Origin of the sequence: Sphingomonas sp. PP-CE-1G-424 (assembly GCF_004341085.1) — a bacterium.
Lineage (GTDB): Bacteria > Pseudomonadota > Alphaproteobacteria > Sphingomonadales > Sphingomonadaceae > Sphingomonas.
Map to the genome: position 1 here is coordinate 41,657 of NZ_SLXW01000004.1, position 25,830 is coordinate 67,486.

24 protein-coding genes and 1 pseudogene are annotated in these 25,830 nt (G+C 66.4%); 16 read left to right on the forward strand and 9 right to left on the reverse strand.

The features are described from left to right. Positions 1 to 2 precede the first annotated feature (2 nt). Both C8J43_RS14315 and C8J43_RS14320 read left to right on the forward strand, forming a co-directional pair. Positions 3 to 521: a TIGR02594 family protein gene (locus C8J43_RS14315; RefSeq protein ID WP_133031515.1), complete on the forward strand. Its 519-nt coding sequence runs from the start codon at positions 3 to 5 to the stop codon at positions 519 to 521. A 112-nt stretch (positions 522 to 633) separates the two neighbouring features. Then, on the forward strand, positions 634 to 1,152 hold the full coding sequence (locus tag C8J43_RS14320) for a general stress protein (protein WP_133031516.1): 519 nt from the start codon (positions 634 to 636) through the stop codon (positions 1,150 to 1,152). A 236-nt stretch (positions 1,153 to 1,388) separates the two neighbouring features. Here the strand turns inward: C8J43_RS14320 and C8J43_RS14325 are convergent, their stop codons facing one another. After that, positions 1,389 to 2,252 carry an alpha/beta hydrolase gene (locus C8J43_RS14325; RefSeq protein ID WP_243645586.1) on the reverse strand — a complete coding sequence of 288 codons (864 nt, stop codon included), beginning with the start codon at positions 2,250 to 2,252 and terminating at the stop codon, positions 1,389 to 1,391. Between the two features lie 229 nt (positions 2,253 to 2,481). Here C8J43_RS14325 and C8J43_RS14330 point away from each other — a divergent pair, with 229 nt between their 5' ends. From C8J43_RS14330 to C8J43_RS14355, 6 genes are all read left to right on the forward strand, one after another. Continuing rightward, positions 2,482 to 3,402, forward strand: coding sequence for a LysR family transcriptional regulator (locus C8J43_RS14330; protein WP_165899636.1), 921 nt, complete (start codon positions 2,482 to 2,484; stop codon positions 3,400 to 3,402). Positions 3,403 to 3,956: 554 nt separating this feature from the next. Continuing rightward, positions 3,957 to 4,640 carry an NAD(P)H-dependent oxidoreductase gene (locus tag C8J43_RS14335; RefSeq protein ID WP_133031519.1) on the forward strand — a complete coding sequence of 228 codons (684 nt, stop codon included), beginning with the start codon at positions 3,957 to 3,959 and terminating at the stop codon, positions 4,638 to 4,640. Positions 4,641 to 4,666: 26 nt separating this feature from the next. Next, positions 4,667 to 5,698, forward strand: a complete 1,032-nt coding sequence (locus tag C8J43_RS14340) for a zinc-dependent alcohol dehydrogenase (RefSeq protein ID WP_133031520.1) — start codon at positions 4,667 to 4,669, stop codon at positions 5,696 to 5,698. A 2-nt stretch (positions 5,699 to 5,700) separates the two neighbouring features. Beyond that, positions 5,701 to 8,082: a phosphoketolase family protein gene (locus tag C8J43_RS14345; RefSeq protein ID WP_133031521.1), complete on the forward strand. Its 2,382-nt coding sequence runs from the start codon at positions 5,701 to 5,703 to the stop codon at positions 8,080 to 8,082. Continuing rightward, positions 8,073 to 9,083 (forward strand): acetate kinase, encoded by a 1,011-nt coding sequence (locus tag C8J43_RS14350; RefSeq protein WP_133031522.1) that lies wholly within the window; start codon positions 8,073 to 8,075, stop codon positions 9,081 to 9,083. The genes C8J43_RS14345 and C8J43_RS14350 overlap by 10 nt, the downstream gene beginning before the upstream one ends. Positions 9,084 to 9,211: 128 nt before the next feature. Then, entirely contained in the window at positions 9,212 to 9,481 is a 270-nt protein-coding gene (locus tag C8J43_RS14355; protein ID WP_133031523.1) for a hypothetical protein, read from the forward strand. Positions 9,482 to 9,941: 460 nt separating this feature from the next. Here C8J43_RS14355 and C8J43_RS14360 read toward each other — a convergent pair whose 3' ends face one another. The 4 genes from C8J43_RS14360 to C8J43_RS14375 form a co-directional block, all read right to left on the reverse strand. After that, complete coding sequence (locus C8J43_RS14360) at positions 9,942 to 10,358, reverse strand: response regulator (protein ID WP_133031524.1); 417 nt, start codon at positions 10,356 to 10,358, stop codon at positions 9,942 to 9,944. 69 nt (positions 10,359 to 10,427) lie between these two features. Continuing rightward, a complete protein-coding gene (locus tag C8J43_RS14365) occupies positions 10,428 to 11,060 on the reverse strand; it encodes a response regulator (RefSeq protein ID WP_133031525.1) in 633 nt (210 codons plus the stop codon). After that, on the reverse strand, positions 11,053 to 12,651 hold the full coding sequence (locus tag C8J43_RS14370; RefSeq protein ID WP_243645587.1) for a PAS domain S-box protein: 1,599 nt from the start codon (positions 12,649 to 12,651) through the stop codon (positions 11,053 to 11,055). The genes C8J43_RS14365 and C8J43_RS14370 overlap by 8 nt, the downstream gene beginning before the upstream one ends. 226 nt (positions 12,652 to 12,877) lie before the next feature. Further along, a complete protein-coding gene (locus C8J43_RS14375) occupies positions 12,878 to 13,696 on the reverse strand; it encodes a universal stress protein (RefSeq protein WP_133031526.1) in 819 nt (272 codons plus the stop codon). Between the two features lie 171 nt (positions 13,697 to 13,867). Between C8J43_RS14375 and C8J43_RS14380 the strand changes: the two genes are divergently transcribed. Together C8J43_RS14380 and C8J43_RS14385 are read left to right on the forward strand one after the other, a co-directional pair. Further along, positions 13,868 to 14,518 (forward strand): BON domain-containing protein, encoded by a 651-nt coding sequence (locus C8J43_RS14380; RefSeq protein ID WP_133031527.1) that lies wholly within the window; start codon positions 13,868 to 13,870, stop codon positions 14,516 to 14,518. Between the two features lies 1 nt (position 14,519). Next, positions 14,520 to 14,662: pseudogene (locus tag C8J43_RS14385) on the forward strand (VIT family protein); the annotation flags it as partial. A gap of 249 nt (positions 14,663 to 14,911) precedes the next feature. Here C8J43_RS14385 and C8J43_RS14390 read toward each other — a convergent pair. The 4 genes from C8J43_RS14390 to C8J43_RS14405 all read right to left on the reverse strand — a co-directional run bounded on the left by C8J43_RS14390 (position 14,912) and on the right by C8J43_RS14405 (position 19,198). Further along, positions 14,912 to 16,480, reverse strand: coding sequence for an alkaline phosphatase D family protein (locus tag C8J43_RS14390; RefSeq protein ID WP_133031528.1), 1,569 nt, complete (start codon positions 16,478 to 16,480; stop codon positions 14,912 to 14,914). 10 nt (positions 16,481 to 16,490) lie between these two features. After that, positions 16,491 to 17,279: a phosphatase PAP2 family protein gene (locus C8J43_RS14395; protein ID WP_133031529.1), complete on the reverse strand. Its 789-nt coding sequence runs from the start codon at positions 17,277 to 17,279 to the stop codon at positions 16,491 to 16,493. Positions 17,280 to 17,354: 75 nt separating this feature from the next. Beyond that, positions 17,355 to 17,993 carry a DUF1826 domain-containing protein gene (locus C8J43_RS14400; RefSeq protein WP_133031530.1) on the reverse strand — a complete coding sequence of 213 codons (639 nt, stop codon included), beginning with the start codon at positions 17,991 to 17,993 and terminating at the stop codon, positions 17,355 to 17,357. Next, positions 17,993 to 19,198: a GTP-binding protein gene (locus C8J43_RS14405; protein ID WP_207893413.1), complete on the reverse strand. Its 1,206-nt coding sequence runs from the start codon at positions 19,196 to 19,198 to the stop codon at positions 17,993 to 17,995. Before C8J43_RS14405 ends, C8J43_RS14400 begins: the two co-directional genes overlap by 1 nt. 98 nt (positions 19,199 to 19,296) lie before the next feature. On the opposite strand from C8J43_RS14405, the gene C8J43_RS14410 reads away from it, so the two are divergent. From C8J43_RS14410 to C8J43_RS14435, 6 genes are all read left to right on the forward strand, one after another. After that, positions 19,297 to 19,662 carry a MerC domain-containing protein gene (locus C8J43_RS14410; protein WP_165899637.1) on the forward strand — a complete coding sequence of 122 codons (366 nt, stop codon included), beginning with the start codon at positions 19,297 to 19,299 and terminating at the stop codon, positions 19,660 to 19,662. 181 nt (positions 19,663 to 19,843) lie between these two features. Beyond that, a complete protein-coding gene (locus C8J43_RS14415; RefSeq protein WP_133031532.1) occupies positions 19,844 to 20,041 on the forward strand; it encodes a hypothetical protein in 198 nt (65 codons plus the stop codon). Then, entirely contained in the window at positions 20,038 to 20,697 is a 660-nt protein-coding gene (locus C8J43_RS14420) for a UPF0149 family protein (RefSeq protein WP_133031533.1), read from the forward strand. The genes C8J43_RS14415 and C8J43_RS14420 overlap by 4 nt, the downstream gene beginning before the upstream one ends. A 293-nt stretch (positions 20,698 to 20,990) precedes the next feature. Next, positions 20,991 to 23,147, forward strand: a complete 2,157-nt coding sequence (locus C8J43_RS14425) for a TonB-dependent receptor (protein WP_133031534.1) — start codon at positions 20,991 to 20,993, stop codon at positions 23,145 to 23,147. A 1-nt stretch (position 23,148) separates the two neighbouring features. After that, positions 23,149 to 24,228 (forward strand): PepSY-associated TM helix domain-containing protein, encoded by a 1,080-nt coding sequence (locus C8J43_RS14430; RefSeq protein ID WP_133031535.1) that lies wholly within the window; start codon positions 23,149 to 23,151, stop codon positions 24,226 to 24,228. A 198-nt stretch (positions 24,229 to 24,426) separates the two neighbouring features. Next, positions 24,427 to 25,818 carry an alpha-L-fucosidase gene (locus C8J43_RS14435; RefSeq protein ID WP_133031536.1) on the forward strand — a complete coding sequence of 464 codons (1,392 nt, stop codon included), beginning with the start codon at positions 24,427 to 24,429 and terminating at the stop codon, positions 25,816 to 25,818. Positions 25,819 to 25,830 lie beyond the last annotated feature (12 nt).

Here is a 25,830-nt window from a genome sequence, read left to right on the forward strand (position 1 = left end):
ATATGAAGACTAAAGTCGTGGCGACGGAGCCGAAGTGGTTGAAGGCAGCTAGAGCGAAGTTGGGCACCAAGGAGGCTGCCGGTTCGGCGAACAGCGCCACCATTCTCGGCTGGGCGAAGCGGCTCGGCACGAGAGTGCTGGGCATGGTCTACAACGCCGACAGCGTCCCGTGGTGCGGCGTGTTCGTCGCCTATTGTCTTCAGGAAGACGGGATCGAGCCGGTGGCAATCGCGGTTCGCGCGACGTCGTGGTCGACATGGGGGCAGGCGCTTCGTCCGGAACGGCTTGCCTCCGGCGCAGTGCTGGTGTTCGCGCGTCCGGGCGGTGGTCACGTCGGCTTCTATGTCGGCGAGGATGCCGCTGCGTATCATGTCCTTGGCGGCAATCAGGGCGATGCCGTCACTGTCGCGAGGGTTGCAAAGGATCGGTGCATTGCGCGGCGGTGGCCAGCAGGCCGTCCGGTCATCGGCAAGCCGGTGCAGATGGCCGCGCGCAAGCCGATCTCAAGCGACGAAGCCTGACCGCCCGATGCTATTCTCGGTTACCGGGGCGGTAACCTTCAATGTCTGGAACGATCGTCTGTCGACACCGCTTTTAGGAGCATCTGCAACCGAGCCATCGACAGGAAGCACCATGAGCACGAACCTCATATCCGCCGTATTCGATAATCACGCCGACGCAGAGCGCGCGGTCTCGGAGCTTCGTGCTGCCGGGGTCGACGACCGCGCGATTTCCATCGTCGCTCAGCACGATGGCAAGACCGCGACGACCGACGGCAACGGCGACACGCAGGAGTTCGCCGGCAAGGTTGCCGCCGGTGCGGGCATCGGGACTCTGCTCGGCATTGCGGCGCTGGCCATTCCCGGGGTCGGTCCCCTGGTCGCAGCGGGTGCGATCGCATCGGCGGCCATTCCCGGTGCCGCGATCACTGGCGCGGCGCTCGGTGGCGCCATCGGGGGGCTCGAGAAGGTGATGACCGACCACGGTGTCAGCCGCGTCGATGCGAGCTACTATGAGGGGCGTATCAAGGAGGGCGGCGTGTTCGTGTCGGTCGATACCAGCGCTGCCGGGATTACCCCGGACGATGCAGCCGACCTGTTGTATCGCTCTGGCGGCCATACCTCCACGCGCACCAAAGTGGCCACAGCGTAAGAACAAGCCCGGGGCCGGAGGGGCGTCCACGGACGGGGCTGGCCTGGCAAGCTTGTCCCGTCCGCAGTCGCAGCTACCGGGGCGCACGCCCGCGCGGCATGCACCCCGGTTGCCCTTGAAAGGGATAGCTGCTTTTCCTGTTTTAGATCGCCAGTTACGAAGCCCGAATGCGGGGGCGGAGTGGGCGCCTTTGGATCGCAGCGCGCTTTGTAACCTTCCCGACCGCCCCTCCTAACTCAGGTCACCGTTCGACCGAGGAAGTCCCGGATATAGCTGGCGATCACGTCATGGTGGGTTTCGAGCGCGAAATGGCCCGCATTGAGCAGGTGTATCTCTGCCTTGGGCAGGTCCTGTCGATAGGCTTGCGCACCGGCGGGGATGAAAGCGGGATCGTGTCTGCCCCACACAGCGAGCAGCGGGGGCTGATGCTTGCGGAAATACGCGTGGAAGGCGGGGTACAGAGCGACGTTGCTGCGGTAATCCAGGATCACGTCGAGCTGAATGTCCGCAGCGCCCGGACGCGCCATATAGGCGATGTCGAGTTCGTAGCCGTCCGGTGACAGCAGCGCTGGATCCGCGCCGGTGCCATATTGCCAATCGCGGATCGTGTCCGGCGTCAAGGATGCGCGGCAGGCCTCGCGGTGGGCGTCGTTCGGCTCGCGCCAATACGCTTGCCAGGCACCCCACTGATCGCTGAACCCGTCTTCATAGGCGTTGCCGTTCTGGCTGATGATAGCGGTCACCCGCTCGGGATGCCGCATTGCGAGCCTGAGTCCGACGGGTGCCCCGTAATCGAAGATGTACAGGGCGTAGCGGTCGAGGCCGAGTGCATCGACGAACTCCCCGAGCACCCGCGCGAGCGTGTCGAAGGTATAGGGGAATGCCCCTCGCGCCGGTGCCCTGGTCTGTCCGAATCCCGCCAGATCCGGCGCGATGACGCGATAGCGGTCCGCCAGCAACGGGATCAGATCGCGGAACATGTGGCTTGCGGAGGGAAATCCATGCAGCAGCAACAGCACCGGCGCGTCGGCGGGACCGGCTTCGCGGTAGAAGACGTCGACCTCGCCGACCTGTTTTCGACGATAGTGAATTTTGGACACGGGCGGTTCCTTTGGTTGCGGCGGGGCAGCGGTGAGAAGGCTTGGGATGCTCGCCAGCGCCGGTCCTGTCGCGAGCCATGAGAGAAGCGTCCGGCGGGGGTAGAGAGTCGGTCGATGGCGCATGCGGCCTCCTTGCCGACCTCATGTACGTCTTGCAGGGAGCGGCGGTTAGCCTTGCATAATGACAGGCTTGATTGCAGGATCCGAAACGATGGATCGATTGGAAGCAATGGCGCTGTTCGTTGCCGCGGTGGATCGCGGGTCGCTCGCCGCGGCGGCCAAACGCTACGGGCGATCGCCGGCCAGCGTGACGCGCGCGGTCGCGTTGCTGGAGCGGGACGCCGGCGAGACGCTTCTGCTGCGCTCCACCCGGAAGCTGAGCCTGACCGCATCCGGCGAGCATCACGTGGCGGTATGGCGGGACGTGCTTGAAAAGCTCGAACACCTTGCACCGATCGGCGCGGGCGCGCCGGTCCAGGGAAATATCGTGCTCACCGCGCCCGAATTATTTGGCCGCATCGCCGTCCTACCGCTCCTCGAAAGCTTTCTCGACGATCATCCGCTGGTGTCGGCACGCGTTCTACTGATGAACCGCTTGGTCAACCTTATCGGGGAAGGGGTCGATCTCGCCGTGCGGCTGGCGCCGCTGGGCGATTCTTCGCTGCGCGCGATCCGGATCGGCGCGGTCCGTACGCTGCTGTGCGCATCCCCGGAGTACCTGGACAAGGCAGCACCTCTGGCGACCCCGGCCGATCTCGAGCAGCACGCGTGCATCGGCTTAGACGTCGCGGCCGAGGGCGAGCGCTGGACGTTCGCAAGCCCTACGACCCCCGCCCGCAAGCGGCGATCGGTCCGGGTCCAGCCCCGGCTCAGCATCAGCAACGCAGCCGCCGCCATCGATGCCGCTATGCGCGGCCACGGCGTGATTCAGGCTCGCTCCTATCAAATCGTCGACGCGATCGCGGACGGCCGCCTGATTCGCCTGCTGCCGGAATGGGAGGAACCGCCCGTACCCGTGCATTTGGTGTTCCCCGCCGGGCGCGCGTCTCATGGAAGCGTGCGGGCGCTGATCGACCATCTTGGCCCCGCCTTGCGACGCAATCTGGCGGACGTCGAGGCGTCTATGCGCGTGGTACCGACTATATCGTAATCACCGCCGTACGCTTTCGCCCAAGGCAAGCCACGGCTGCTCGTGATCGTCGCAGCTGAAGAGACGAATGGGCAAGATGACGTCGCGGCCGGTGGGAACGATCCGATCGCGGAGATCGCCGCCGCGAACGGAATACCGAACTCGATAGTATGAGCGTCGGTCAACGGCGGTGCCGAGCCCTCGACCGAAGGGCCGCCGCCCGCCGGTTTGTCGCGCGTGATCAGCAGCGCGCGGTGGATCGTCACCGGCGACAGCAACCGTGACGTACCGGGCCATACGATGCGGAGGTATTCGCGGTGCAGCACCGCGTCGCCTAGTGGAACGACGACCGCGGGTTCGGCTGCCACCGTCACATTATCCCGACTTATCGGGGCAATTCGGAAAAGAGTCTGGATACGTATCGGAACACCGCAGCAGCATTGCGACCTGCGTAATTTCCGAGGGTCACTTCGGGGGCCGCCGACGGATAAACGTCCAGACCAGATACCCCGCAGGATCGCGCCGCGCTTTGCTGCGGCTGGCGGGGATCGCGACACTTTGGCGAGGACGCAACGATGGCAGGTGGCGAGCGCGGCACGACAGGCGGACGGCATGCCGTGATCCTGTGTCATCCCGATCCGTCGAGCTTCAACCATGCGATCGCGGGCGCCTATTGCGATGCGGTGCGCGCGGCGGGGCAGGGGGTCGTATTGCGAGATTTGTACGCGATGGGGTTCGATCCGGTCCTCAAGGCGGCGGAGCGGCCGACCAACGTAGGCGCGGTATATGAAGCGGACGTACTGGCCGAAGTCGACGCGATCGCCGGCTGCGACGTCTTTGTTCTCGTCTATCCGATCTGGTTCGGGACGCCGCCGGCGATGCTCAAGGGCTATGTCGAGCGCGTGTTCGGTGCCGGCGTCCAGCCCGAGTCGTTGCAGGGGCGCGTGCGGACCGACCTGCTCGGCGGCAAGCGTCTGGTCAGCTTCTCGACCTCTGCGGCGAGCAAGGTCTGGCTCGACGAACAGGGGCAGGGGCAGGGGCTCAACAGCGTCTTCGACCAGTATCTGGTGCATGCGTTCGGGATGCGGTCGCAGGAGCATCGCCGGTTTGCGCACATCGTGCCGGGGCTGAGCGCGCGCTTTGCCGATCAGTATCTGCGCGAGGTCGCCGTTCAGGCGCAGCGGACCTGTGCGCAGATCGCATTCGGGGACGAGGCGCTGCTCGCCGATCCCGCGCTCGTCGCTCGGATGGCATGCTGATCCATCCGCATCTTCAAGGAAATTCCATGACCCGTATGATGCACGCCGCCGTCGTCGAGGCGTTCGGCAAACCCCTGACCTTGCGCGAATGGCCGGTACCGGTCGCAGGGCCCGGACAGATCGTCGTCAAGACCGAAGCATGCGGGGTGTGCCACACCGATCTGCACGCCGCGCATGGCGACTGGCCGGTCAAGCCGACGCCGCCGTTCATTCCAGGCCATGAGGGGATTGGCATCGTCGTCGACGTTGGCGCGGGGGTGACGATCGTGAAGCTCGGCGACCGGGTCGGTGTGCCGTGGCTGTATTCCGCGTGCGGGCATTGCGAATATTGCCTGTCCGCCTGGGAGACGGTGTGCGCCGAGGCGGAGTTCGGCGGCTACACGCGCAATGGCGGGTTCGCGGAGTATATCCTCGCCGACCCGAACTACGTCGCGCATATTCCCGCCGGGCTGTCCGCGGTCGAGGCGGCGCCGATCATCTGCGCGGGCATCACGACATACAAGGGCATCAAGGAAACCGGCGCTAAGCCGGGCGAGTGGGTCGCGATTTCGGGTGTCGGCGGGCTGGGGCATCTCGCGGTGCAGTACGCCAAGGCGATGGGGTTGCGCGTTGCCGCCGTCGATGTCGACGACGGCAAGCTGGCACATGCTCAGGCGCTGGGCGCGGAACTGTTGATCGACGCGCGAAGAAGCGATGCGATCGCGGCGCTGAAGGACGGGACGGGTGACGGCGCCCACGGCGTGCTGATCACCGCACCGTCGCTGACCGCGTTCAACCAGGGTGTGGCGATGACGCGGCGCAAGGGTACGTGCGTGCTCGTCGGCCTGCCGCCGGGTGATTTTCCGATTCCGCTGTTCGACGTCGTGGCGCAGTGCATCACGGTGCGCGGATCGTTCGTCGGGACGCGCAAGGACATGGCCGAAGCGCTCGCGTTCGTGGCCGACGGCAAGGTGAAGGCCGACATCGAAGTGCAACCATTGTCTGCGATCAACGAGATCTTCGACAGGCTCCAGCGCGGGCAGGTCGCATCGCGCGTCGTCCTCGATTTCGGGAGCTGAAGATGGCCGATTCTACAACGTTGGCACCTGCGAAGACGCATCATCTGTCTCACGACACGCTGCGGCGGATGGACGCGTACTGGCGTGCCGCGAATTACCTGTCGGTCGGGCAGATCTACCTGCGCGACAACGCGTTGCTCGATCGGCCGCTGACGATCGCGGACGTGAAGCCGCGGCTGCTCGGGCATTGGGGGACGACGCCGGGGCTGAACTTCCTGTACGTCCATCTCAACCGCCTGATCGTCGAGCATGACCTCGACATGATCAACATCATCGGGCCGGGACATGGCGGGCCGGGGCTGGTGGCCAACACGTATCTGGAGGGCTCGTACACCGAACGCTACCCGGCGATCGAGCGGAGCCGCAGCGGCATGCACCGGCTGTTCCGGCAGTTTTCGTGGCCCGGCGGCATCCCGAGTCATGTCGCGCCCGAGACGCCGGGATCGATGCACGAGGGCGGCGAACTCGGGTACTCGCTTGCGCACGCCTATGGCGCTGCGTTCGATAATCCGGACCTGATCGTCGCGTGCGTGGTCGGCGACGGCGAGGCGGAGACCGGCGCGCTGGCGGCGAGCTGGCATTCGAACAAGTTCCTCAATCCCGCGCGCGACGGCGCGGTGCTGCCGATCCTGCATCTCAACGGCTTCAAGATCGCCAACCCGACGATCCTCGCGCGGATCGACGGGCATGAACTCGACGCGTTGCTGCGCGGCTATGGGCATGAACCCTATTATGTCGGCGGCAGCGATCCGGCGGCGGTCCACCAGCAGCTTGCCGGGACGCTCGACAAGGCGCTGGCGCGGATCCAGGCGATCCAGGCGGCAGCAAGGATCGAGGGCGTGACGCCCGAACGACCGCGCTGGCCGATGATCGTGTTCCGCACGCCGAAAGGCTGGACCGGGCCGAAGTTCGTCGATGGCAAGCCGGTCGAGGGTACGTGGCGAGCCCATCAGGTTCCGATCGCGGACTTCAAGGATCCCGAGCATCTGCGTCAGCTCGAAGAGTGGATGCGGAGTTACCGGCCGGAGGAGCTGTTCGATGACACCGGCAAGTTCCGGGAGGAATATGCCTCGCTCGCACCGACCGGGCACCGGCGGATGGGATCCAACCCGCATGCCAATGGCGGCGAGTTGATGGTGCCGTTGTCGCTGCCCAATTTCCGCCAATACGCGGTGCCGTTCGACGCACCGGGGACGGTCAAGGCCGAGGCGACGCGGGTGCTCGGCCGCTATCTGCGCGACGTGATGAAGCTCAATCTGGCGACGGTGAACTTCCGGTTGTTCGGCCCCGACGAGACCGCGTCGAACCGGCTTGCGGACGTGTACGACGTGTCCGGCAAGGTCTGGATGGCGGAGGTCGAGGCGGTCGACGAGCATCTCGGGCCCGACGGTCGCGTGATGGAGGTGCTGAGCGAGCATCTCTGCCAGGGTTGGCTAGAGGGGTATCTGCTGACCGGGCGGCACGGGCTGTTCTCGTGCTACGAGGCGTTCGTCCGCATCGTCGATTCGATGGTCAACCAGCATGCCAAGTGGCTGAAGACGACCAGGACGATCCCGTGGCGGCGGCCGATCGCGTCGCTCAATTACCTGCTGACCTCGCATGTCTGGCGGCAGGATCACAACGGGCTGTCGCACCAGGATCCGGGGTTCATCGACCACGTCGCGAACAAGACCGCGGACGTCGCGCGGATCTATCTTCCGCCCGATGCGAACTGCCTGTTGTCGGTCGGCGATCACTGCCTGCGCAGCCGCGGCTATGTGAACGTGATCGTCGCGGGGAAGCAGCCTGAGTGGCAATGGCTCGGGATCGACGCGGCTGTGCGGCACTGCACCGCGGGCGCGGGGATCTGGGCGTGGGCGGGCAACGATGTCGACCCCGACGTGGTGATGGCGTGTGCGGGCGACGTGCCGACGCTGGAGACGCTCGCGGCAGTCACGATGCTGCGCGCGTACGTTCCGGACATTCGCATCCGAGTCGTCAACGTAGTCGACCTGATGGTGTTGCAGCCGCGCTCCGAGCACACGCATGGGCTGGACGAGCGCGAGTTCGATGCGTTGTTTACCCGCGACAAGCCGGTGATCTTTGCGTTCCACGGCTATCCGGCGATGATCCACAAGCTGACGTACCGGCGCGCGAACCACGGCAATATCCACGTCCGCGGCTACAAGGAAATGGGAACCACGACGACGCCGTTCGACATGGTCGTGCTGAACGATCTCGACCGATACCGGCTGGCGCTGGATGCGATCGAGCGGATTCCGCGGTTGCGCGATTGCGTGCCGCTCGAGACGGCGCGGTATTGGACGACGATGGAGCGGCACAAGCTCTACATCGCCGAGCAGGGCGACGATCTGCCGGAGGTGCGTGACTGGCAATGGTCGTAGTTCTTGCGCTCAACAGCGGGTCGTCGTCGCTGAAGTACGGGCTGTACGCGGTCGAGCGCGAACCGGTCCTGCTGGTCGGCGGGACGATCGAGACGACCGACGATCACTCCCGCTTCTTCGACACGATCGAGACGACTTTGCGAGGGTGGCCGGCGCCGATGGCAGTCGGCCACCGCATCGTCCACGGCGGCCCGCACCGCGACGCGCATTGCCGGATCGACGATGCGGTGTTGGCGGATCTGGAGGCGGCATGTGCGTTCGCGCCGCTACACGGCCCTGCCTCGCTGGCGCTGATCCGGGCGGCGGGCGCGCGCTATCCGGGCGTGTCGCAGGTCGCGTGCTTCGATACAGCGTTCCATGCGGGCATGCCCGACATCGCCAGGACGCTGCCGATCCCGCGCGAATACCAGGCCGTCGGTGTGCGACGCTACGGCTTTCACGGACTGTCCTGCGAGTCGATCGTCCGGCAACTCGGCGGCGACATGCCGGCAGGGCTGGTGATTGCGCATCTTGGCAGCGGCGCGAGCGTGACGGCGGTGCGCGATGGCCGATCGATCGACACCAGCATGGGGCTGACCCCGTCGGGCGGCGTGATGATGGCGACGCGGACCGGAGATATCGATCCGGGCGTGTTGCTGTACCTGCTGCGAAAAACCGAGCTGGACGCCGAGGCACTGGCGACGGTGGTCGATCATGCTTCCGGGATGACGGGTATCTCGGGGCTGTCCGGCGACATGCGCGTTCTGCGCGCTGCGGCGACCGAAGACGCTGACCTCGCCATCCGCATGTTCGAGCGATCGGTGTGCAAGCAGATCGCGGCGATGATCGCCTCGCTCGGCGGCGTGGACATGCTCGTGCTGACCGGCGGGATCGGCGAGAACGACGCGCCGACCGCGCGAGCGATCCGCGCGGGTCTCGCGTGGGTTCCAGGCCTCGAAATCCGGATATTCTCCTCGCAGGAAGACGCGCAGATCGCGCTGCACGCCGCCGCACTAGGCTGACGACCTTGGCGAGGTACGTGCTTTCCGAGTCCCGACGCCGCCGTCCACGCCCGCTACCGTCTGGATACGGATCGGCTCATCGACACCCGCATCGTGCGGCAGCGGGGCGAACCGGCGGGGAGTTCGTGATGAACGCTATCCACACCGAGATACTCTATTTTCAGCGCCGCCTCGACGCCACGCGGGCGATGGCCGATGCCGCCGCAGGGCCGTGCGCGCGCCGGGCTCACGAACTGCTCGCGCAACTCTACGGCGAGAACCTAGAGGCGTTGTCCGTCCAGGCCGCCGGCCTGATCGCCGAACCCGTGCTGACGTTGGCGGTGCGCAGTATCGGCGCCGCGCCGCGCCTCCGGCCGATCCCGCATCGTCCACGCCTGACGCTTAAGCTCGCCTGCTAGCCCGCATTCCGGCTGCCATGGTGCGCAGTATGGATCAGCGAGTGGCAGCCGCAGCGTTGGCGAACGCCAGGAAGCATGGTTTAAGGCTGGGAAGGTCGGCCTTGGACCACCACGGGGGCATCGCTCGACAGGATTGCCGTGGAGCCTCCTGTGCCTACGTCAGGCGATCGGCTCGATGATCGGCAGTTCGCCAGTCAGTTGTGGTCGTCGAAGCCGGCCACGATCGATGGCTGAATTCATAGCGTAATCCACGGTAATTGGGCGTTGCCAGATCGTAGGATCGAGGTGCGGCGGCACCAGAGTCGGGAACTAGTCTAGCGCGCCCTAGCGATCGGTGCGGGCGTGGGACGGGCTCTCGAATGACGAACGCGGATCGAATACGCTTTTGGCCTCCCGCGAAGGCGGTAGCTCAGTCTGGGTCCCCGCCTTTGCGGGGAAACAGGCCATCCTCACGCGGCCGTTAGCCCTCCGCGTTCCAGCCGGACCAGCCGCGGTCTATCGACGCAGCGATCGCGGTGAGCAGCGGAGCGTCGCCAGCGGTGCGGTCGAGGATGCGGTCGCCGTAACGTTCGGCGGCGTGGATCAGCGCGGGGGGCGGGGCGGTACCGTCGAGCAGGATCGCCTTGCCGCGCCAGCCCGACGCGCGCATCGCCTGGAGCGTGGCCATGCCGGTGCTCTCCGGGCCTTCGACATCGACGACGATGCAGGGCACGTCGCGCGATCGGGGGTCGGCGAGCAGCGCCGCGCCGGTCGCATAGGAGCGGACGTCGTAATGCTCCGAAAGCAGCATGATCTGGCGCGCGCGACGGATCGCGGGGTCGCCGTCGACCAGCGAAACGCCGATGCCGTCATGCGATTGGGGAGCGTGGTCGGTCATCGGGCGGGTCCTTCTCGACCCTCGATGACACGCGGACCCCGCCGCGTCTGTACGTAGAAGACGAGGGTGTCAGGCGGGCTCCGCGGTTTCGCCCAGCCCGGCCGAGAACGCGATGCGCAGGACGTCGGACAGGCTGCGCGCGGCGAGCTTTTCCATCAGACTGGCGCGGTGGACTTCGACGGTGCGGGTGGCGATGGCGAGGTCGTAGGCGATCAGCTTGTTGGGGCGGCCGAGCACCATGCCGTCGAGCACATCGCGTTCGCGCGGAGTGAGGGCGGCAAGCCGGACGAGCGCATCGGCGGCGGCAAGGTGCTCGCGATCGGACCGAGCGGCATGCGCGAGCGCGGTTTCGATCGCCGCGAGCAGGGCGCTGCGCTCGAACGGCTTTTCGAGAAACTCGATCGCGCCCGCCTTGATCGCGCGAACGGCCAGCGTGACGTCGCCGTGGCCGGTCAGCATGATCACCGGCAGCGCGATGCCGGTCTGCGCTAGGCGCGCCTGTACCTCCAACCCGTCGAGATCGGGCATGCGGACGTCGAGTAGCACGCAGCCGCGTGTCTCTCGAGTCACGGACTTCAGGAAATGCGTGCCGGCCGGGTAGGTCTCGACCGCATACCCCGCCTTGCGCAACAGGAAGCCGACCGACTGGCGGATCGCCTCGTCGTCGTCGACGATATGCACCGTGCGGAGTGGGTCAGTCATCGGTGTCGCCTTCTTGGAGCGCGGCAAGCGGCACGGTGAAGTGGAATGCAGTGCCTCCGCTCGCGACGCCGTCCGCCCAGATCCGGCCGCCATGCGCCTCGACGATCGTCCGGCAAATCGACAGGCCCAGGCCCATGCCGTCCTCCTTCGTGGTCGCGAACGCCTCGAACAGGCGCGCGCGGACGTCGCTGTCTATGCCGGAGCCCGTGTCCGCGACGGTGATCTGCATCCAGCCTTCGCGCTCGGAGGCGGTGGCGATCGACAGCATCCGGACCGGCGACGCGGCCATCGCATGGATCGCGTTGCGGATCAGATTGACCAGCACCTGCTGTATCTGGATGCGATCGACGCGGACCATGACCGGGCTTGGCGAGGCCGTGTTGACGACGGCAATCCCCGCCTCGTGCGCGCCGAGCAGACCGAGGCTGGTCGCCTCCTCGACGAGCAGGTCGAGCGCTTCGTTGCGGAACCCCGTATCGCCGCCATCGACGAACGCCCGCAGCCGGCGGACGATCGTGCCCGCCCTCAGCGATTGCGCCGCTGCCAGGTCGAGCGCCTCCGCGATATCGGCCAGCAGCGGGTCTGCGCTGTCGTCGATCATCGCCCGCGTTGCCTCCAAATAATTGGCGATCGCGGTCAGCGGCTGGTTGATCTCGTGCGCCAAGGTCGAGGCCATCGTGCCCATCGCGCTGACGCGGGAGACGTGGACGAGTTCGGACTGGAGTTCCTGCACGCGGCGCTCTGTCGCGTGGCGGTTGGTGAGGTCGCGGATGAAGCCGGTGAAGATGCGTTCGCCCGCGATCGACGCCTCGCCGACCGCGAGTTCGATCGGAAACGTCTCGCCGCCTTTGCGCATCGCGCGTTCGAGCCGGACGTTGCCGATCACGTGACGCTCGCCGGTGTGGCGGTATTTCCGCAGATGCGCATCGTGGTCGCGGGCTTCCACCTGCGGCATCAGCATCGCGACGTTCTGGCCGATCACCTCGCTCGCCGCATAGCCGAAGACGAGTTCGGCCGCCGCGCTGAACGAGGCGACGATGCCGTTCTCGTTCATCACGATCATCGCGTCGGGGACGGTGTTGAGGATCGAACGAAGGTGGTGTTCGCGACGCACGATCGCGGCCTCGGCCGCCTTTTCGTGCGTGATGTCGCGGATCACCTTGCCGAACCCGCGCAGCGCGCCGGCGTCGTCGTGGAGCGCGGTGATCGTCACGTGCGCGAGGAATTCGGAGCCGTCCTTGCGGACTCGCCAGCTCTCCTCCTCGATCCGGCCATCCCGGTGCGCGCGGGCGAGGTCGGCTGCGGGTTTGCCCGCGGCGATATCGTCGGCGGGGTAGAAGATCGCGAAATTACGGCCGATGATTGCCGCCTCGGCCCAGCCCTTGATGCGTTCGGCGCCGCGGTTCCAGATCGTCACCCGGCCGCGGGGATCGAGCATGTAGATCGCATAGGTCGTCGCGCCGTCGATCAGCAGCCCCAGTTCCTCCGCCAGCGCCGCATCGCCGCGCGCCACCGCCTGGGGGTCGGTACCGTGCGGCGACTGAGACGCGATCATGCGGGCGGTGCGGTGGCTCGGGGCGCGCAGAGACAAATCATGGAGATGCGGGCCTTGTTCGACACACTGATCCGATCCGGCGGGGGACAAGAATACGACACCCTCGTTCGGACCACGACGCATGTTAAGCCAAAGACCCGCTATATGCTAATAGTCCTTCGATGACCGCGATCGCCGACAGGATCGTGGCGCCGACGACTAGTCTTCGGTTCGCCTTGGCGACCGGGCCGAGATACTTGCGGATCGCGGCGCCCGTCACGGCTCAGTGCGACAGCAACGTGCAGCGCCGGTCGCGCAACAACAGATCACGGGTGACTCCGCCGAACGCCCATTCGCGGATCCGGCTGTGGCCATAGGCGCCCGCGACGACGAGGTCCGCCTCGACGTCGTCCGCGATGCCGGCGAGCGTGTCGATGCTGGTGCCCTTCATCCGCGCGACGACCTTGTCCGCATCGACGCCGTGGCGGGCGAGCCAGGCGGTGACGTCGTCGATCGGTTTGCGCGCGTCGATCGCGTCGATCGCGACCTCGACGATCACCACGCGGTCGGCGGCGTGGAGCATCGGCAGCGCATCGCTGATCGCGCGCCGACATTCGCGCGTATCCGTCCACGCGATCATGATCGTCGAGAAGGTGGCGGTGGCGGCGCCATCGGGAACGACCAGCACCGGGCGGCCGGCGCGGAGGATCAGGTCGCCGGTGTCGGCATGCGTCGCGAGGTCGGCAAACCCTGGGCCAGCGCTGGTAATGACGAGATCGGCGGCGCGCGCGTTCTCCGCGACGACGTGCGCGATGTTGACGATCGTCGGGATCGATCGCCATTCGAGCACGTGCTTCGCGAGCCGCTCGTGCGCTTGGAACTCGGTCTTCGCGCGGGCGAGTTCGTCGGCGACGATATCGCGTTCGATCACCGCATAGTCACCGCCGAGATAGCCGTCGCACGTGCCGATCGGCACCGGCTGGCACGCGGCGATGCCGATCACCGCGGCGTCATGCTGATCGGCGAGCGTGGCCGCGACGTCGAGCAGGACGGCGTTAGGCCGGCCGCCGTCGAGATGCACCATCAGGGTCGAATAGGTCATGCGCGGTCTCCCTCTTTCGCCGATCTGTCGGCGTTAGGGCGGGCGCAGGAAAGGATCGGGAACTACGCATAAGCGCGCGCTGCGTAGTTCCCGACGCTGTCCGCGATCGGTCGCGGCGATAGTTTGCGGTCATCGGCTCGGACCTCTCCGCGCCGTGCCCAGGAGAGTGTCATGTCCCACGACGCCAGATTACAGAAAGCCGTGCTCGCCGAACTCAACTGGGACCCGAGCGTGCCCGCCGGGCATATCGGCGTGACGGCGAACAACGGCGTCGTCACGCTGAGCGGTCACGCCGGCAGCTACGCCGCGAAATACGCCGCCGAACGCGCCGCCGCACGTGTTGATGGGGTGAAGGCGGTCGCCGAGGCGATCGAGGTGCAGCTGGAGGACCGCTTCAAGCCTGGGGACGAGGCGATCGCCAGCGCGATCGTCGAGCGCCTCTCTTGGGATACGACCGTGCCGCACGACAGCATCAAGGCGCAGGTCGAGGATGGCTGGGTCAGCCTGCGCGGCGAAGTGCGCTGGCATTTCCAGAAGGACGCAGCCGAGGCGGCGGTGCGGCCGCTCGCGGGCGTGGTCGGCGTGATCAACCACGTCACGCTAAAACCGCGCATCGACGTGACCGACGTCAGCAACGACATTCGCACCGCACTGCATCGCTCGTGGTTCTTCGATGGCGACACGATCAAGGTGTCGGTCGACGGCGGCACCGTACGGCTCACCGGATCGGTCGACTCGCCGCACGACCGGATGGTCGCCGAACGCACCGCCTGGGCGGCGCCGGGCGCGGTGAAGGTCGAGAACATGCTCGAAATCGTCTGACATGCGGGCGCTGTCATCGCATCGCGAACGTCACGTTGCCGACCGGATCGGCTGGCTTCGCGCGGCGGTGCTCGGCGCCAATGACGGGCCGATGACGAGGTCGCCTCGACTGGCAGCCTGATCATCGGCGTCGCCGTCGCCGGTGGTCAGGTCGGCGCGATCGGCGTCGGCGTGATGCTCGCCGCGTTGCTGTTCACGGCGCGGATGAGCGATACCGTCGCGATTATTGGTCCTGGGACGACGCGCCCTCCGAACGCGAAGCACTGCAGACTCAGCCAGATTTCCGGACCTGGCCTGCGCGCGCTGGGCTCGTGTCCCTCGAGAACCGGGTCTTGGTGCACCGGGACGACCGGAGAAATGCCGAAGCGTTCTGATCGTCGCGCGAACGGGAATTCAGGTCATCGTCACGGCGGCACGGCCGTGCTCGATGATCGCCGTGCCGGCCGTTTTGACAGCGCCGTCGGCGCGCGCGACGGTATCGACCGTCCGGAACTGCGTTTTCCATTGGTCCGTACCCACGTCGCACAACAGGTACCCGCGACGGTCGTTGGTCCAGGCGAGGAACGGGTTGCGGGCGCGGATGCGGTCTTCGCCGACCCGGCGATCCGCACCGTCGCCGCCCGAGCTGATCGACGTGCCGACGAACTCGACGGCGACGGCAGCCCCCTGGCCACCCTCGGTACGCAGCACGCCGGCATAGTTCTGATGCTCGTCGCCGGTCAGCACGACCGCGTTGCCGAGCCCCTCGACCATCTTCAACACGCGTTCGCGCGGCGCGTCGTAGCCGCCCCAGCTGTCCATGTTGCGGATCGGCGCGGGCTCGTCGCCGGTGCGCCGGTCGAGCGGCATCATCATCACCTGCTGCGCCAGCGCGTTCCACCGCGCTTTCTTCTGCTTCAATGCCGTGCCGAGCCACGCCTCCTGCGCGCGTCCCATGACCTGCGCGGCGGGATCGGCCCAGCCCTTGCAGCGCGTCTTGAAGCCGTCGTCGCAGGGCTGGTCGGTCCGGAACTGCCGGGTGTCGAGCAAATGAAGGTCGAGCAGATTGCCGATCGTCGCGCGACGATAGATCTGCATGCCAGCGGGCCCCGGAAACGCCGAACGACGCAGCGGCATATGCTCGTAATAGGCCTGGAATGCGGCGGCCCGGCGCAGTGCGAACACCTCGGGCGGATCGTTCTCCTGGTCGATCTCGCCGACCCAGTTGTTCTCGACCTCGTGATCGTCGAACGTGACGAACCATGCCGCGGCGGCGTGGGCGGCCTGGAGGTCCGGGTCGGTCTTGTACTGGGCGTAGCGGCGGCGATAATCGGCGAGGTCGAACAGCTTCTGCCCGGCATGCTCGCGGACGAAGCGGCGGGGCTTGCCGTCATAGCCGACCGGCATCGGCGCGCTCCGGCCTTCGTAGATATAGTCGCCGTAATGGAAGACGAAGGCGGGATCGTCTGCTGCGAGGTGACGATAGGCGGTGAAGAGGCCGTCCTCGTAGTTCTGGCAACCGGCGACCGCGAACCGCAGCCGGTCGAGCGACGCGCCGGCAAGCGGCAGCGTGCGCGCGCATCCTGTGGTCGAGCGCTCGCTGCCGACTGTGAACCGGTACCAATACGGCCGATCGGGTAGCAGGCCCGCAACCTCGACATGGACCGAGTGGGCGAGTTCGGGACGCGCCAGCGTCTTGCCGCCCGCGACCAGCGTCGCAAAGCGTGGGTCGGTCGCGACCTGCCACTCGACCTCGACCGGCTGCATCGGCATGCCGCCATGTTCGGCGAGCGGATCGGGCGCAAGCCGGGTCCAGATGACGAAGCCGTCCGCGGCCGGATCGCCTGCCGCGATGCCGAGGCGAAACGGGTAGGCGGCAAACAGTTGTTGCGCGCGCACGATCGCCGGCGCGCCGACCAGCGCCGCGGCGGCACCGATTATGGTCCGGCGATTGAGAAGCAGGCGCGAGGTGGTGTCGGTCATGATGGTCTCGTCAGTAGAGGGGTTGGGCGACGAGGGCCGCTTCGCCTGTGCAGAGTGCCGTGCCGGGTTTTGCCGTTCTGGCGTCGTGTCGAAGCGCCGCAATCTCCCGCCTGGCTGCGGCGAGATCGGCGGTGAAGGCCGGGTCGCCCTGCATCGCTGTCAGCGTCGACGACGCCGACAGCCGCCCCGCCTCGACGGCGCTGGCATTGTGGACGCCGCACACGATCCGACTTTCGCCATAAGCCCGGCCGCGTGCGAGCAGGGCGGTCGCGCGATCGGGCGCGATCTCCGCCAGCAAGGTCGCCATCGTCCAGCCCGCGGTCGTATGGCCCGACGGGTAATCATAGCTGTCCGCCACCTCGGCGGCGGGCTGACAGATCGGTCCGCGGTCGATCAGGAACGGTCGCTGCCGCTTGTAGAATGTCTTGGCGCCATTGGTTTGACGGGACGTGTCGAACATCGCGCGCCGAAGCAGCGCGGCGGTCCGCGGGGCGTTCTCAGGCGTGAGCGCGATCCCCATCGCGCAACTGAAGTCGCGGAACAGGTCGGCGGGCGCGGACTTCACGTCGTTGGTGGCCAGCGCCCAGCGCGGACTGCCCTGCAACGCGCGCGTCGCCTTGAAGATCGCACGGTCGGCGACCCCGCGAGGGTCGGTGGACCTGGGGGCAGGCGGCAGGATGGCCAACACGTCGAACGCACCGGGCTTGAGATATCCCGCCGGCCCGAGCGCCTGCTGCGCGCCGGCAACGGCACCGAGGCTCGCGAGCGTGACGGCGAGGAGAAGCGGCAAACGCGTCATGGGGTGAGTATCCTGATGGCCTGGATCATGAGACGCCGTGCGCCGGTTTTGCACGGGCAATGGACCGGTAATGTGTCAGCCACGTTGCATCGCGCTCGCCCACATCGCCGCGGTTTCCGCTGGTGGCGGACAGTCGAGCACGAGCAGAAGTCGCTCCTCGCCGGTGCCCGCGATCGGCGGCGAACGGTGGATGATCGCCTGCTCGCCGGCGAGAACGCGGCCCTTGAACAGACCGACCGCGCCGGTGTCGAGCGATTGCGGTGTCTCGACGACCGGCACGTCCGGGCTCTCGACCGACCGTTCGATCCACTGCGTTCCCGATCCGCGATAGGTGCAGATCAGGCGGACGGAGACGTAATCGGCGTGCCAGCGTTTGCAGGCGTCGCCCACCACCCGCTCCAGCCGGATCACGACGTGCGACAGCGCCATGATTGCCGCGAAGGACGTGGTGAGCGCGGCGATGTCCGCGGCGATATCCGCATGCCAGGCGGCGGCGGGCAGCTGCGCGAACGCATTCGTCAATTCTTCATGTGCGCGATCGACCGTCGTCGTCATCTGGATGGTGCCAAAACCGCCTAGCGCCCCGACCGGCACCGATGGTCGCTCCCAGATCGCGAGATTGACGTCGCGGTCGAGGATCGCAGCGAGCGCATCGACGGTCCGCGCCCGATGAACGTGCGAGCGGACTGGCGCGAGTATCGACGCGTCGGTCATCACGCCATCTCCCGCACGCCCCAGGCGGGGAACGGATCGGGCAACCCCTCCCACAACCGTGGGGTGAAAGCGGCGGCGGGCACCAGGCAGGCATCGAGACGACGCCGGATCTCGGCCTCGTCCATGTCGATGCCGATGAAGACCAGTTCCTGCCGTCGGTCGCCCCAGATCGGCGACCATTTCGCGGCGACCATCCGGTCCCACGCTTCACCGCTCGGTCGCTTCGGCTCCGGTACGCACGCCCACCAGCGGCCCAGCGCCTCCGTCACCGACTGCGCTCCGGCCTGCGCGAGTTCGCCACACCAGTCGGGGCGCGTCGCAAGCCAGAAATGCCCTTTCGCCCGGACCACACCCGGCCAGCCACCGCGCGCGAAGGCGTGGAACTTCACCGGGTCGAACGGCGCGCGAGCCCGGTAGACGAAGCTTTCAACACCGTATTCCTCGCTCTCGGGACGGTGATCGGCATGACCGTAGAGTTCCTTCGCCCAGAGCGGATGCAGTTCCGCCTTCTCGTCGTCGAACAGCCCGGTCTCGATAACGGAATCGAGCGGCACGCGTCCGTGATCGGCCTCGACGATGCGGGCATCGGCGTTGAGCGACGCGACCAGTTTTCGCACGGTCGCGAGTTGCGCGGCGTCGACCAGGTCGCCCTTGGTGATGACGATCACGTCCGCGAACTCGATCTGCTCGACCAGCAACCCGACCAGGCTGCGGCGATCGTCGTTGCCGAGCGCTTCGCCGCGATCGGCGAGAAAGTCGGTGCTGGCATAGTCGCGCAGCAGATTGGCGGCGTCGACCACCGTCACCATCGTGTCGAGCCGCGCGACGTCCGACAGGCTTTCGCCCTGCTCGTCCTCGAACGAAAACGTCGCGGCTACGGGCAACGGTTCGGAGATACCGGTACTTTCGATGACCAGGCAGTCGAACCGCCCGGAATCGGCCAGCGCTCGCACCTCGACGAGCAGATCCTCGCGCAGCGTGCAGCAGATGCAGCCATTGGTCATCTCGACCAGCGTGTCTTCACCGCGTGACAGGGCGGTATCGCCGCTGCGCACCAGATCCGCGTCGATGTTCACTTCGGACATGTCGTTGACGATCACCGCCACCCGCCGGCCCTCCCGGTTGGCAAGGATGTGATTGAGGAGCGTCGTCTTACCCGCACCGAGGAATCCGGACAGGACCGTCACGGGCAACAGCGGCTTCATATCCTGGACCATCGACTTACCTCACGCAAAATGATATGATGTATCATTACGGTATTGATGACGGGCGTGGCAAGATGAGAACGATACGGACGTGCGGAATGGACTGGCTCGATCGGGCGGCGATGGCGGGATCGGCGGCGTGCATGGTGCATTGCCTTGCGCTACCGCTCCTCCTGGCGGCGGTGCCGATGGTGTCCGCGATCATCGTCATCCCCGAAAGCTTCCACCGTTGGGTGCTGCTGGTGGCTGTTCCGATAGCGGTGATCGCGCTGATCGGCGGGCGGACCCGTCACGCCACATCATGGCCTCTGTGCCTTGGTGCCGCCGGACTGGGTCTGATGACGATAGGGGCGTTCGTCCTGCCGGAAGGCAGCGCCGAGGTCGCCGTCACGGTGACTGGCGGCATCCTGGTGGCTACCGCGCACATTATGAACCTGCGGCTGCGGCATACCTGCCTCACCTGACGACAGTCCGGCATTTCGCGTTTAAGATCTCGCTCACCTTACTCGATCACCGACTGAACGAGGCGCGGCTTTGGCTGGAGCAGCACAAGCGCACGTGCGGGATGTCCGCAAACCGGCCTTCGGCTAATCTTACGCGGGGACGGCCAGTGTAACTTCCGGTTTATCCTGCTAGCGGACGTCCATGCTCAAGATACGAACCAAGCGGCGCGCGACGGAGACGGGGCGGGCGCTCGAGCGCCTTGCGGCGGTAGAGGCGTCGGTGAAAGCGCTTGGCGACGAGGATCTGCTCGACCTCGCCGACATCTTTGCCGCAGGCGATCCGACACCGTTGCGCGAGATGGCGCGGGACGAGATGCGCCGACGCGACATCCGCCTGTGAAACGATTCCCGTCGCGCTTCCGGCGCCTCGACGGTGCACTCGCCGACCTCGCCGTCGAGGAGCCGATGCTGCTTACCGAGCTTGACGGCTTCCTCACCGGGCTGCTGATTTGTCCGGAGGCGATCCCCCCGGGCGAATGGATGACCGTGGTGTGGGGAGCGGACGTCGACGGCGTCGCGCCGTTCGAGGACCCGCTGGACGTGCAATGGTTCGCCGACGCGGTGGCGGCGCGACGCGAAGAGATCGCGCGCGATCTTGTCCGCGGCAAGCTTCAGCCGATCTTCGACGTCGACGAGCGCGATGGCGAGGTCCTTTGGGAGTATTGGATCGACGGCTTCGCCGAGGCGATCGCACTACGTCCGAACGCCTGGGAGGCGATGGCCGGCGACCCGGAAAGCGCAGCGCCGTGGTCGCAATTGACGACGCTGATCGCGGTCGCGCGCGAGGAGAGCGAGCTCGACAGCGTGGAGATCAACGCGCTGCAGGACGGTGCCGCGTCGGCGCTGACAGACGCCGTCCAGCTACTGTACGTAGTGCGTACGCGCCTCGCCGGCACGACGTCGCTCGATGCGCTGGCGACGACGGCATCGAAAGTCGGGCGCAACGATCCGTGCCCTTGCGGGTCGGGGAAAAAGCACAAGCGCTGCTGTGGTTGATCAGGTCGTAGGCGAAGATATTGCGGCCTGATTACTGGCGAGTCCGCCGACAACCTTGTCGAGCCATCCTGCGGACGAACCGTACGCGATTCCCGTCTGGCCGCTGACACGATGCACCGCTGACAAACGACATGAACGGGCGTCCACTTTGCGCCCCAGGCCGCGTGCCCCGGATATCCGCTGCGAACCACGTTCTAATATACATTAATAGTACCAGCCAAAACAGCGGCATATGCGAACGATTTGCATTAGCGTAACGTGTCGCGTAGGGGCGTCCCCATTCGGGGGACATCATGCGGTTTGGGCTTTTCACTCTACTGGCTTTGCCGATCATCGGTACGACCTCGCCGGTTTGCGCGCAGGCGACACTCGCACCGGCGACGGATGATCATGACGCTCGGCCTTCGGACGCGCCTGCGGATATCATCGTCAGTGCGACCCGCAGCATCCTGCCGCCCAACGCGCTGCCGCTGACGATCGACGTGATCGATCGTGCGGCGCTGGATCAGCAGGTCGCGATCGGCGGGTCGGTGGTCGATGCGGTGTCGAACCTGACGCCGTCCTTCTCGCCGACGCGGCAGAAGCTGTCGGGCGCGGGCGAGACGTTGCGCGGGCGCTCGCCGCTCTATGCGATCAACGGCATCCCGCAGTCGACGCCGCTGCGCGATGGATCGCGCGACGGCTTCACGATCGATCCGTTCTTCATCGACCGCGTCGAATTGATCTACGGTTCGAACGCGTTGCAGGGGATCGGCGGCACCGGCGGGATCGTCAACCAGGTGACCGTGCAGCCGCCGCGCACCGAAGGTCTGTCGGGCCGCGCGCTGGTGCAGGGGACGACCGATACCGGCTTCAGCGGCGACGGCAAGGGCGGCAAGGTCGCCGGGCTGCTCGCGTGGAAATCGGGGCGCTTCGACGTCATGGCGGGCGGTGCATACGACAAGCGCGGTGCGTTCTACGACGGCCACGGCAACCGCGTCGGCACCGACCTGACGCAGGGCGAGACGCAGAATTCGCGCAGCTGGTCGATGTTCGCGCGCGCTGGCTATGCGCTGACCGACACCGCACGGATCGACCTGATCGCCAACCGGTTCGAGCTGAAGGGCGGCAGCAATTACATCGCCAGCAACGGTAATTTCCGCACGAACCTGCCGACCACGTCGGTGCGCGGAACACCGCCGGGTGATCCGGCCGAGAACCGCACCGAGAGCATCGCGCTGTCGCTGACCGATCCCGATCTGTGGGGCGGTAATCTCGTGACGCAGGTCTTCTTCAACCGGTCGCGCGATACGTTCGGCGGCGAGGTCGCGCCGATCGCGACGTTCCAGGACGTGCGGCTCGCGCCGGTTGGCACGCTGTTCGACCAGTCGCAGAACCGCTCGCGCAAATATGGCGGCAAGTTCAGTTACGAGCGTGCCGTCCCCGGCTTCGAGGCGCTGACCGCGACGCTCGGCTTCGACGCGCTATACGATCGCACCGAGCAGCGCCTGATCACGACCGACCGCGTCTGGGTCCCGCCCGCCGACTTCCGCAGCCTCGCCCCGTTCGGGCAGGTCAACCTCGCGCTGTTCGACAAGGTCGTCCGGATCGCCGGCGGTGCACGGTACGAGAATGTGAAGATCGTCATCGACGACTACACCACGCTCGCCTCGTACGGCAGCCACGCGGTCGCGGGCGGCAGCCCGAGCTTCAGCAAGGCGCTGTTCAACGGCGGCGTCATTGTCGAGCCGATCCCCGGCATCCGCGCCTATGGCAGCTATGCGCAGGGCTTTACGGTGCCCGACGTCGGCCGCATCTCGCGCGCGATCAGCCGCGACGGGGTCGACCTCGACAGCTATGTCGACATCGCGCCGATCGTGTCGAACAACCGTGAGTTGGGCGTCGAGGTGAAGCGCGGACCGATGAACGCGAGCGCGACCTATTTCTGGTCGACCAGCACGCGCGGACAGGTGCTGGTATTCACCGGCGGCGCCTACGAGGCACAGCGCCAGCGCGTCGAGATCCAGGGCATCGAGGTCAATCTGGAGGCGCGGATGCCGCTGCCGGGGCTAACTCTGTCGACCGGGTTTGCGCATCTGGTCGGCCGCACCGACTCGAACGATGACGGCAAGGTCGATATCGATCTGGACGGCGCGAACATCTCGCCCGATCGCCTCAACCTCGCGGCGAGCTATGTCCGCGGCAAGGTGTCCGCCCGCGTGCAGCAGCAATTCTACCTCGCGCGCAAATATGCCGGGCTGCCCGCCGCAAACGACTTCAGCGGCTACAATATTACCGACGCGAGCATACGATATGCCTTGCCCGTCGGCGCGCTGACGCTGAGCGCGCAGAACATCTTCGACCATTTCTATATCGATTATTACAGCGACACGGTGCGGCCGACCGACAACGCGCACTTCTTCTCCGGGCGCGGGCGCAATTTCACGCTCGGCTGGGACGTGCGGTTCTAGCATGGCGTTGCTCGATACGCTGCACCGCTGGGCTGGCGGGTTCCTGGGCCTAGTCCTCGCGTTGTTCGGGCTGACCGGCGCGATCCTGGTGCACCGCGATGCGTGGATCATGCTGCCGCATGCCGGCGACGCGCAGATCCAGAGCACGCGCATCCTCGCCGCGACCACCGAGCGGTTGATGGCGGACCCCGCGAACCGGCCGCAGAGCATCACCTTTGCCAACGCCAATCTCGGGCTCGACCGGCTCGATTTCGGCAAGGGGGCAGGGGCCTATACCGATCAGGCGGGCACGATCGTCAGCCAGTGGCAGAGCCAATGGGCGCGGCCTGAATTGTGGCTGTTCGACCTGCATCATCATCTGTTTTCGGGCGACACCGGCGAGACGATCATCGGCATAGCGGGCGTGGCGGGGCTGTTCTTCGTGATCACGGGGACGATCCTGTGGTGGCGGACGCGCAAGACGTTCGCATTCCGTCTGGTACCCAAGCGTCTCAGTCGTCCGGCGATCGTCCGGCACCACCGCGATCTGGGGATCGTCGCGGCACCGTTGCTGATCCTGTCGCTGCTGACGGGCGCGACGCTGGTGTTCCGGCCGATCAGCGCACTGTTCCTCGGCCCCAGCGCACCGGCGACGATCGACGCGGCATTGAAGCCGCCGAAGGGGCCCAAGGTCGCTCTGGCCGACCACCTCGACTGGCAGGGCATGGTCATCGCGGCGCGCGCGCGCTTTCCCGACGCCGAACTGCGCAGCCTGTCGCTGCCGCGCAAGGAAAGCGGGCTCATCACGATCCGCATGAAGCGGCCGCAGGAATGGCTGCCGAACGGGCGGACGACGCTGTGGTTCGCGGCCGATGACGGCCGGCTGATCGGCGCACGTGATGCAGCGTCGCTGTCGAACGTCGTCGCCGCCTACAACATCCTGTATCCGCTCCACGCCGCCAAGGTCGGCGGGCTCGGCTACCGCCTTGTGATGACGCTGTCGGGGCTCGTTCTCGGCCTGCTCGGGACGTTGAGCGTCTGGAGCTTCTGGTTCAAACGGCCTGCGCGGACGAAGGTGCGGGACAAGGGCAGCGCCCGATAAGCGGGTTAGGCTCGTTCTTCCAAGGTTTCTCGGTCGAACGGTCTAGTCAGCAAGGCGCCGATGCTGCCAATAGGGCGCAACTTTCCGCAGCGAAGGCGTCCGTGGTCGGATTGGATGAAGCGTTGCGGCATGCTGGAATGCCGCGATACTATCGAGAAACTCGTAAGGGAGACCGCGGTGAGCAGCTCGAAAAAGTCCATGCGGCGCACACTTGTGCTGCTGTCTGCGATCGGCCTGTCCAGTAGCGTTTTCGCACAATCGGCCGTCACCCCGCCGTCCGCGCCTGAAGCCAGTGCGAGCGCTGCGGCGGCCCCAGCGTATACGCCGACCGTCGCCAATCTCGAGGCCCGCCGGTGGTTCCAGGATGCGAAGTTCGGCGTGTTCCTGCACTGGGGGCTGTACAGCGAGCTCGGCGGCGGTGGTTCGCCGGGGCTGGCCGAGTGGATCATGCAGGAGAACAAGATTCCGGCCGACAAATACGCGCGGCTGGCCAAGTTCTTCAATCCGGCGAATTTCGATGCGGATGCCTGGGTCGGATCGTTCAAGGCTGCGGGCGCGCGCTACATCGTCGTCACCAGCAAGCATCACGACGGCTTCGCGATGTTCGACAGCACGGTCTCGCCGTACAACGTGGTCAAGGCGACGCCGTTCGCGCGGGATCCGATCGCCGAACTGGCGGCCGCATGCCGACGGCAGGGCGTGAAGCTGTTCTTCTATTATTCGCAGCTCGACTGGCACAATCCCGACTATTTCCCGCGCGGGCAGACGGGACATGCGACCGGACGACCGGAGTCCGGCGATTGGCAAAAATATCTCGATTATCAGGATGCGCAGCTGCGCGAGCTGCTGACCCGCTACGGCCCGATCGGCGGCATCTGGTTCGATGGCTGGTGGGACCAGGAGAAGACGCCACTGCGCGATCGCTGGCGGCTCGACCGGACCTATCGCCTGATCCACGCGCTGCAACCCGCCGCGCTGATCGTCAACAACCACCATCACGCGCCTTTCCCAGGCGAGGATTACCAGACCTTCGAGCGCGACCTGCCCGGGCAGAACACAATGGGCTACAGCGACCCGTCGGTGGTCGGCACACTGCCGCTCGAGATGTCGGAGACGATGAACGGCAGCTGGGGATTCAACCTTGTCGACGACAAGTACAAGTCGCCCGAAACGCTGGTGCGCACGCTGGTCGGGGCGGCGGGACGCAACGCCAATTTCCTGCTCAACACCGGACCCATGCCGAACGGCGAGATCCAGCCTGAAAACCTGGCGACCTTCCGTACGATCGGCGAATGGATGACCGCGCACGGCAAGGCCATCTACGGCACGCGCGGCGGGCCGATCGCGCCGGGGGACTGGGGCGTCACCACGCAGCGTGGCAAGACGGTGTATGTCCATCTGATGCGCGCGCACGACGGGCGGGTCACGCTGCCGATCGATGCGCCGATGCGGGGCAGGGTCGCGTCCGCCCGGCTGTTCGACGGCGGGGAACCGGTAAAGGTCACGGCGGGCAAGCGCCGGATCGAACTGTCGGGTCTGCCGCCGCTGGGCAAGGCGTGGGACCAGATCGTCGCGCTGGAATTGCGCTAACCCGTGATGCGC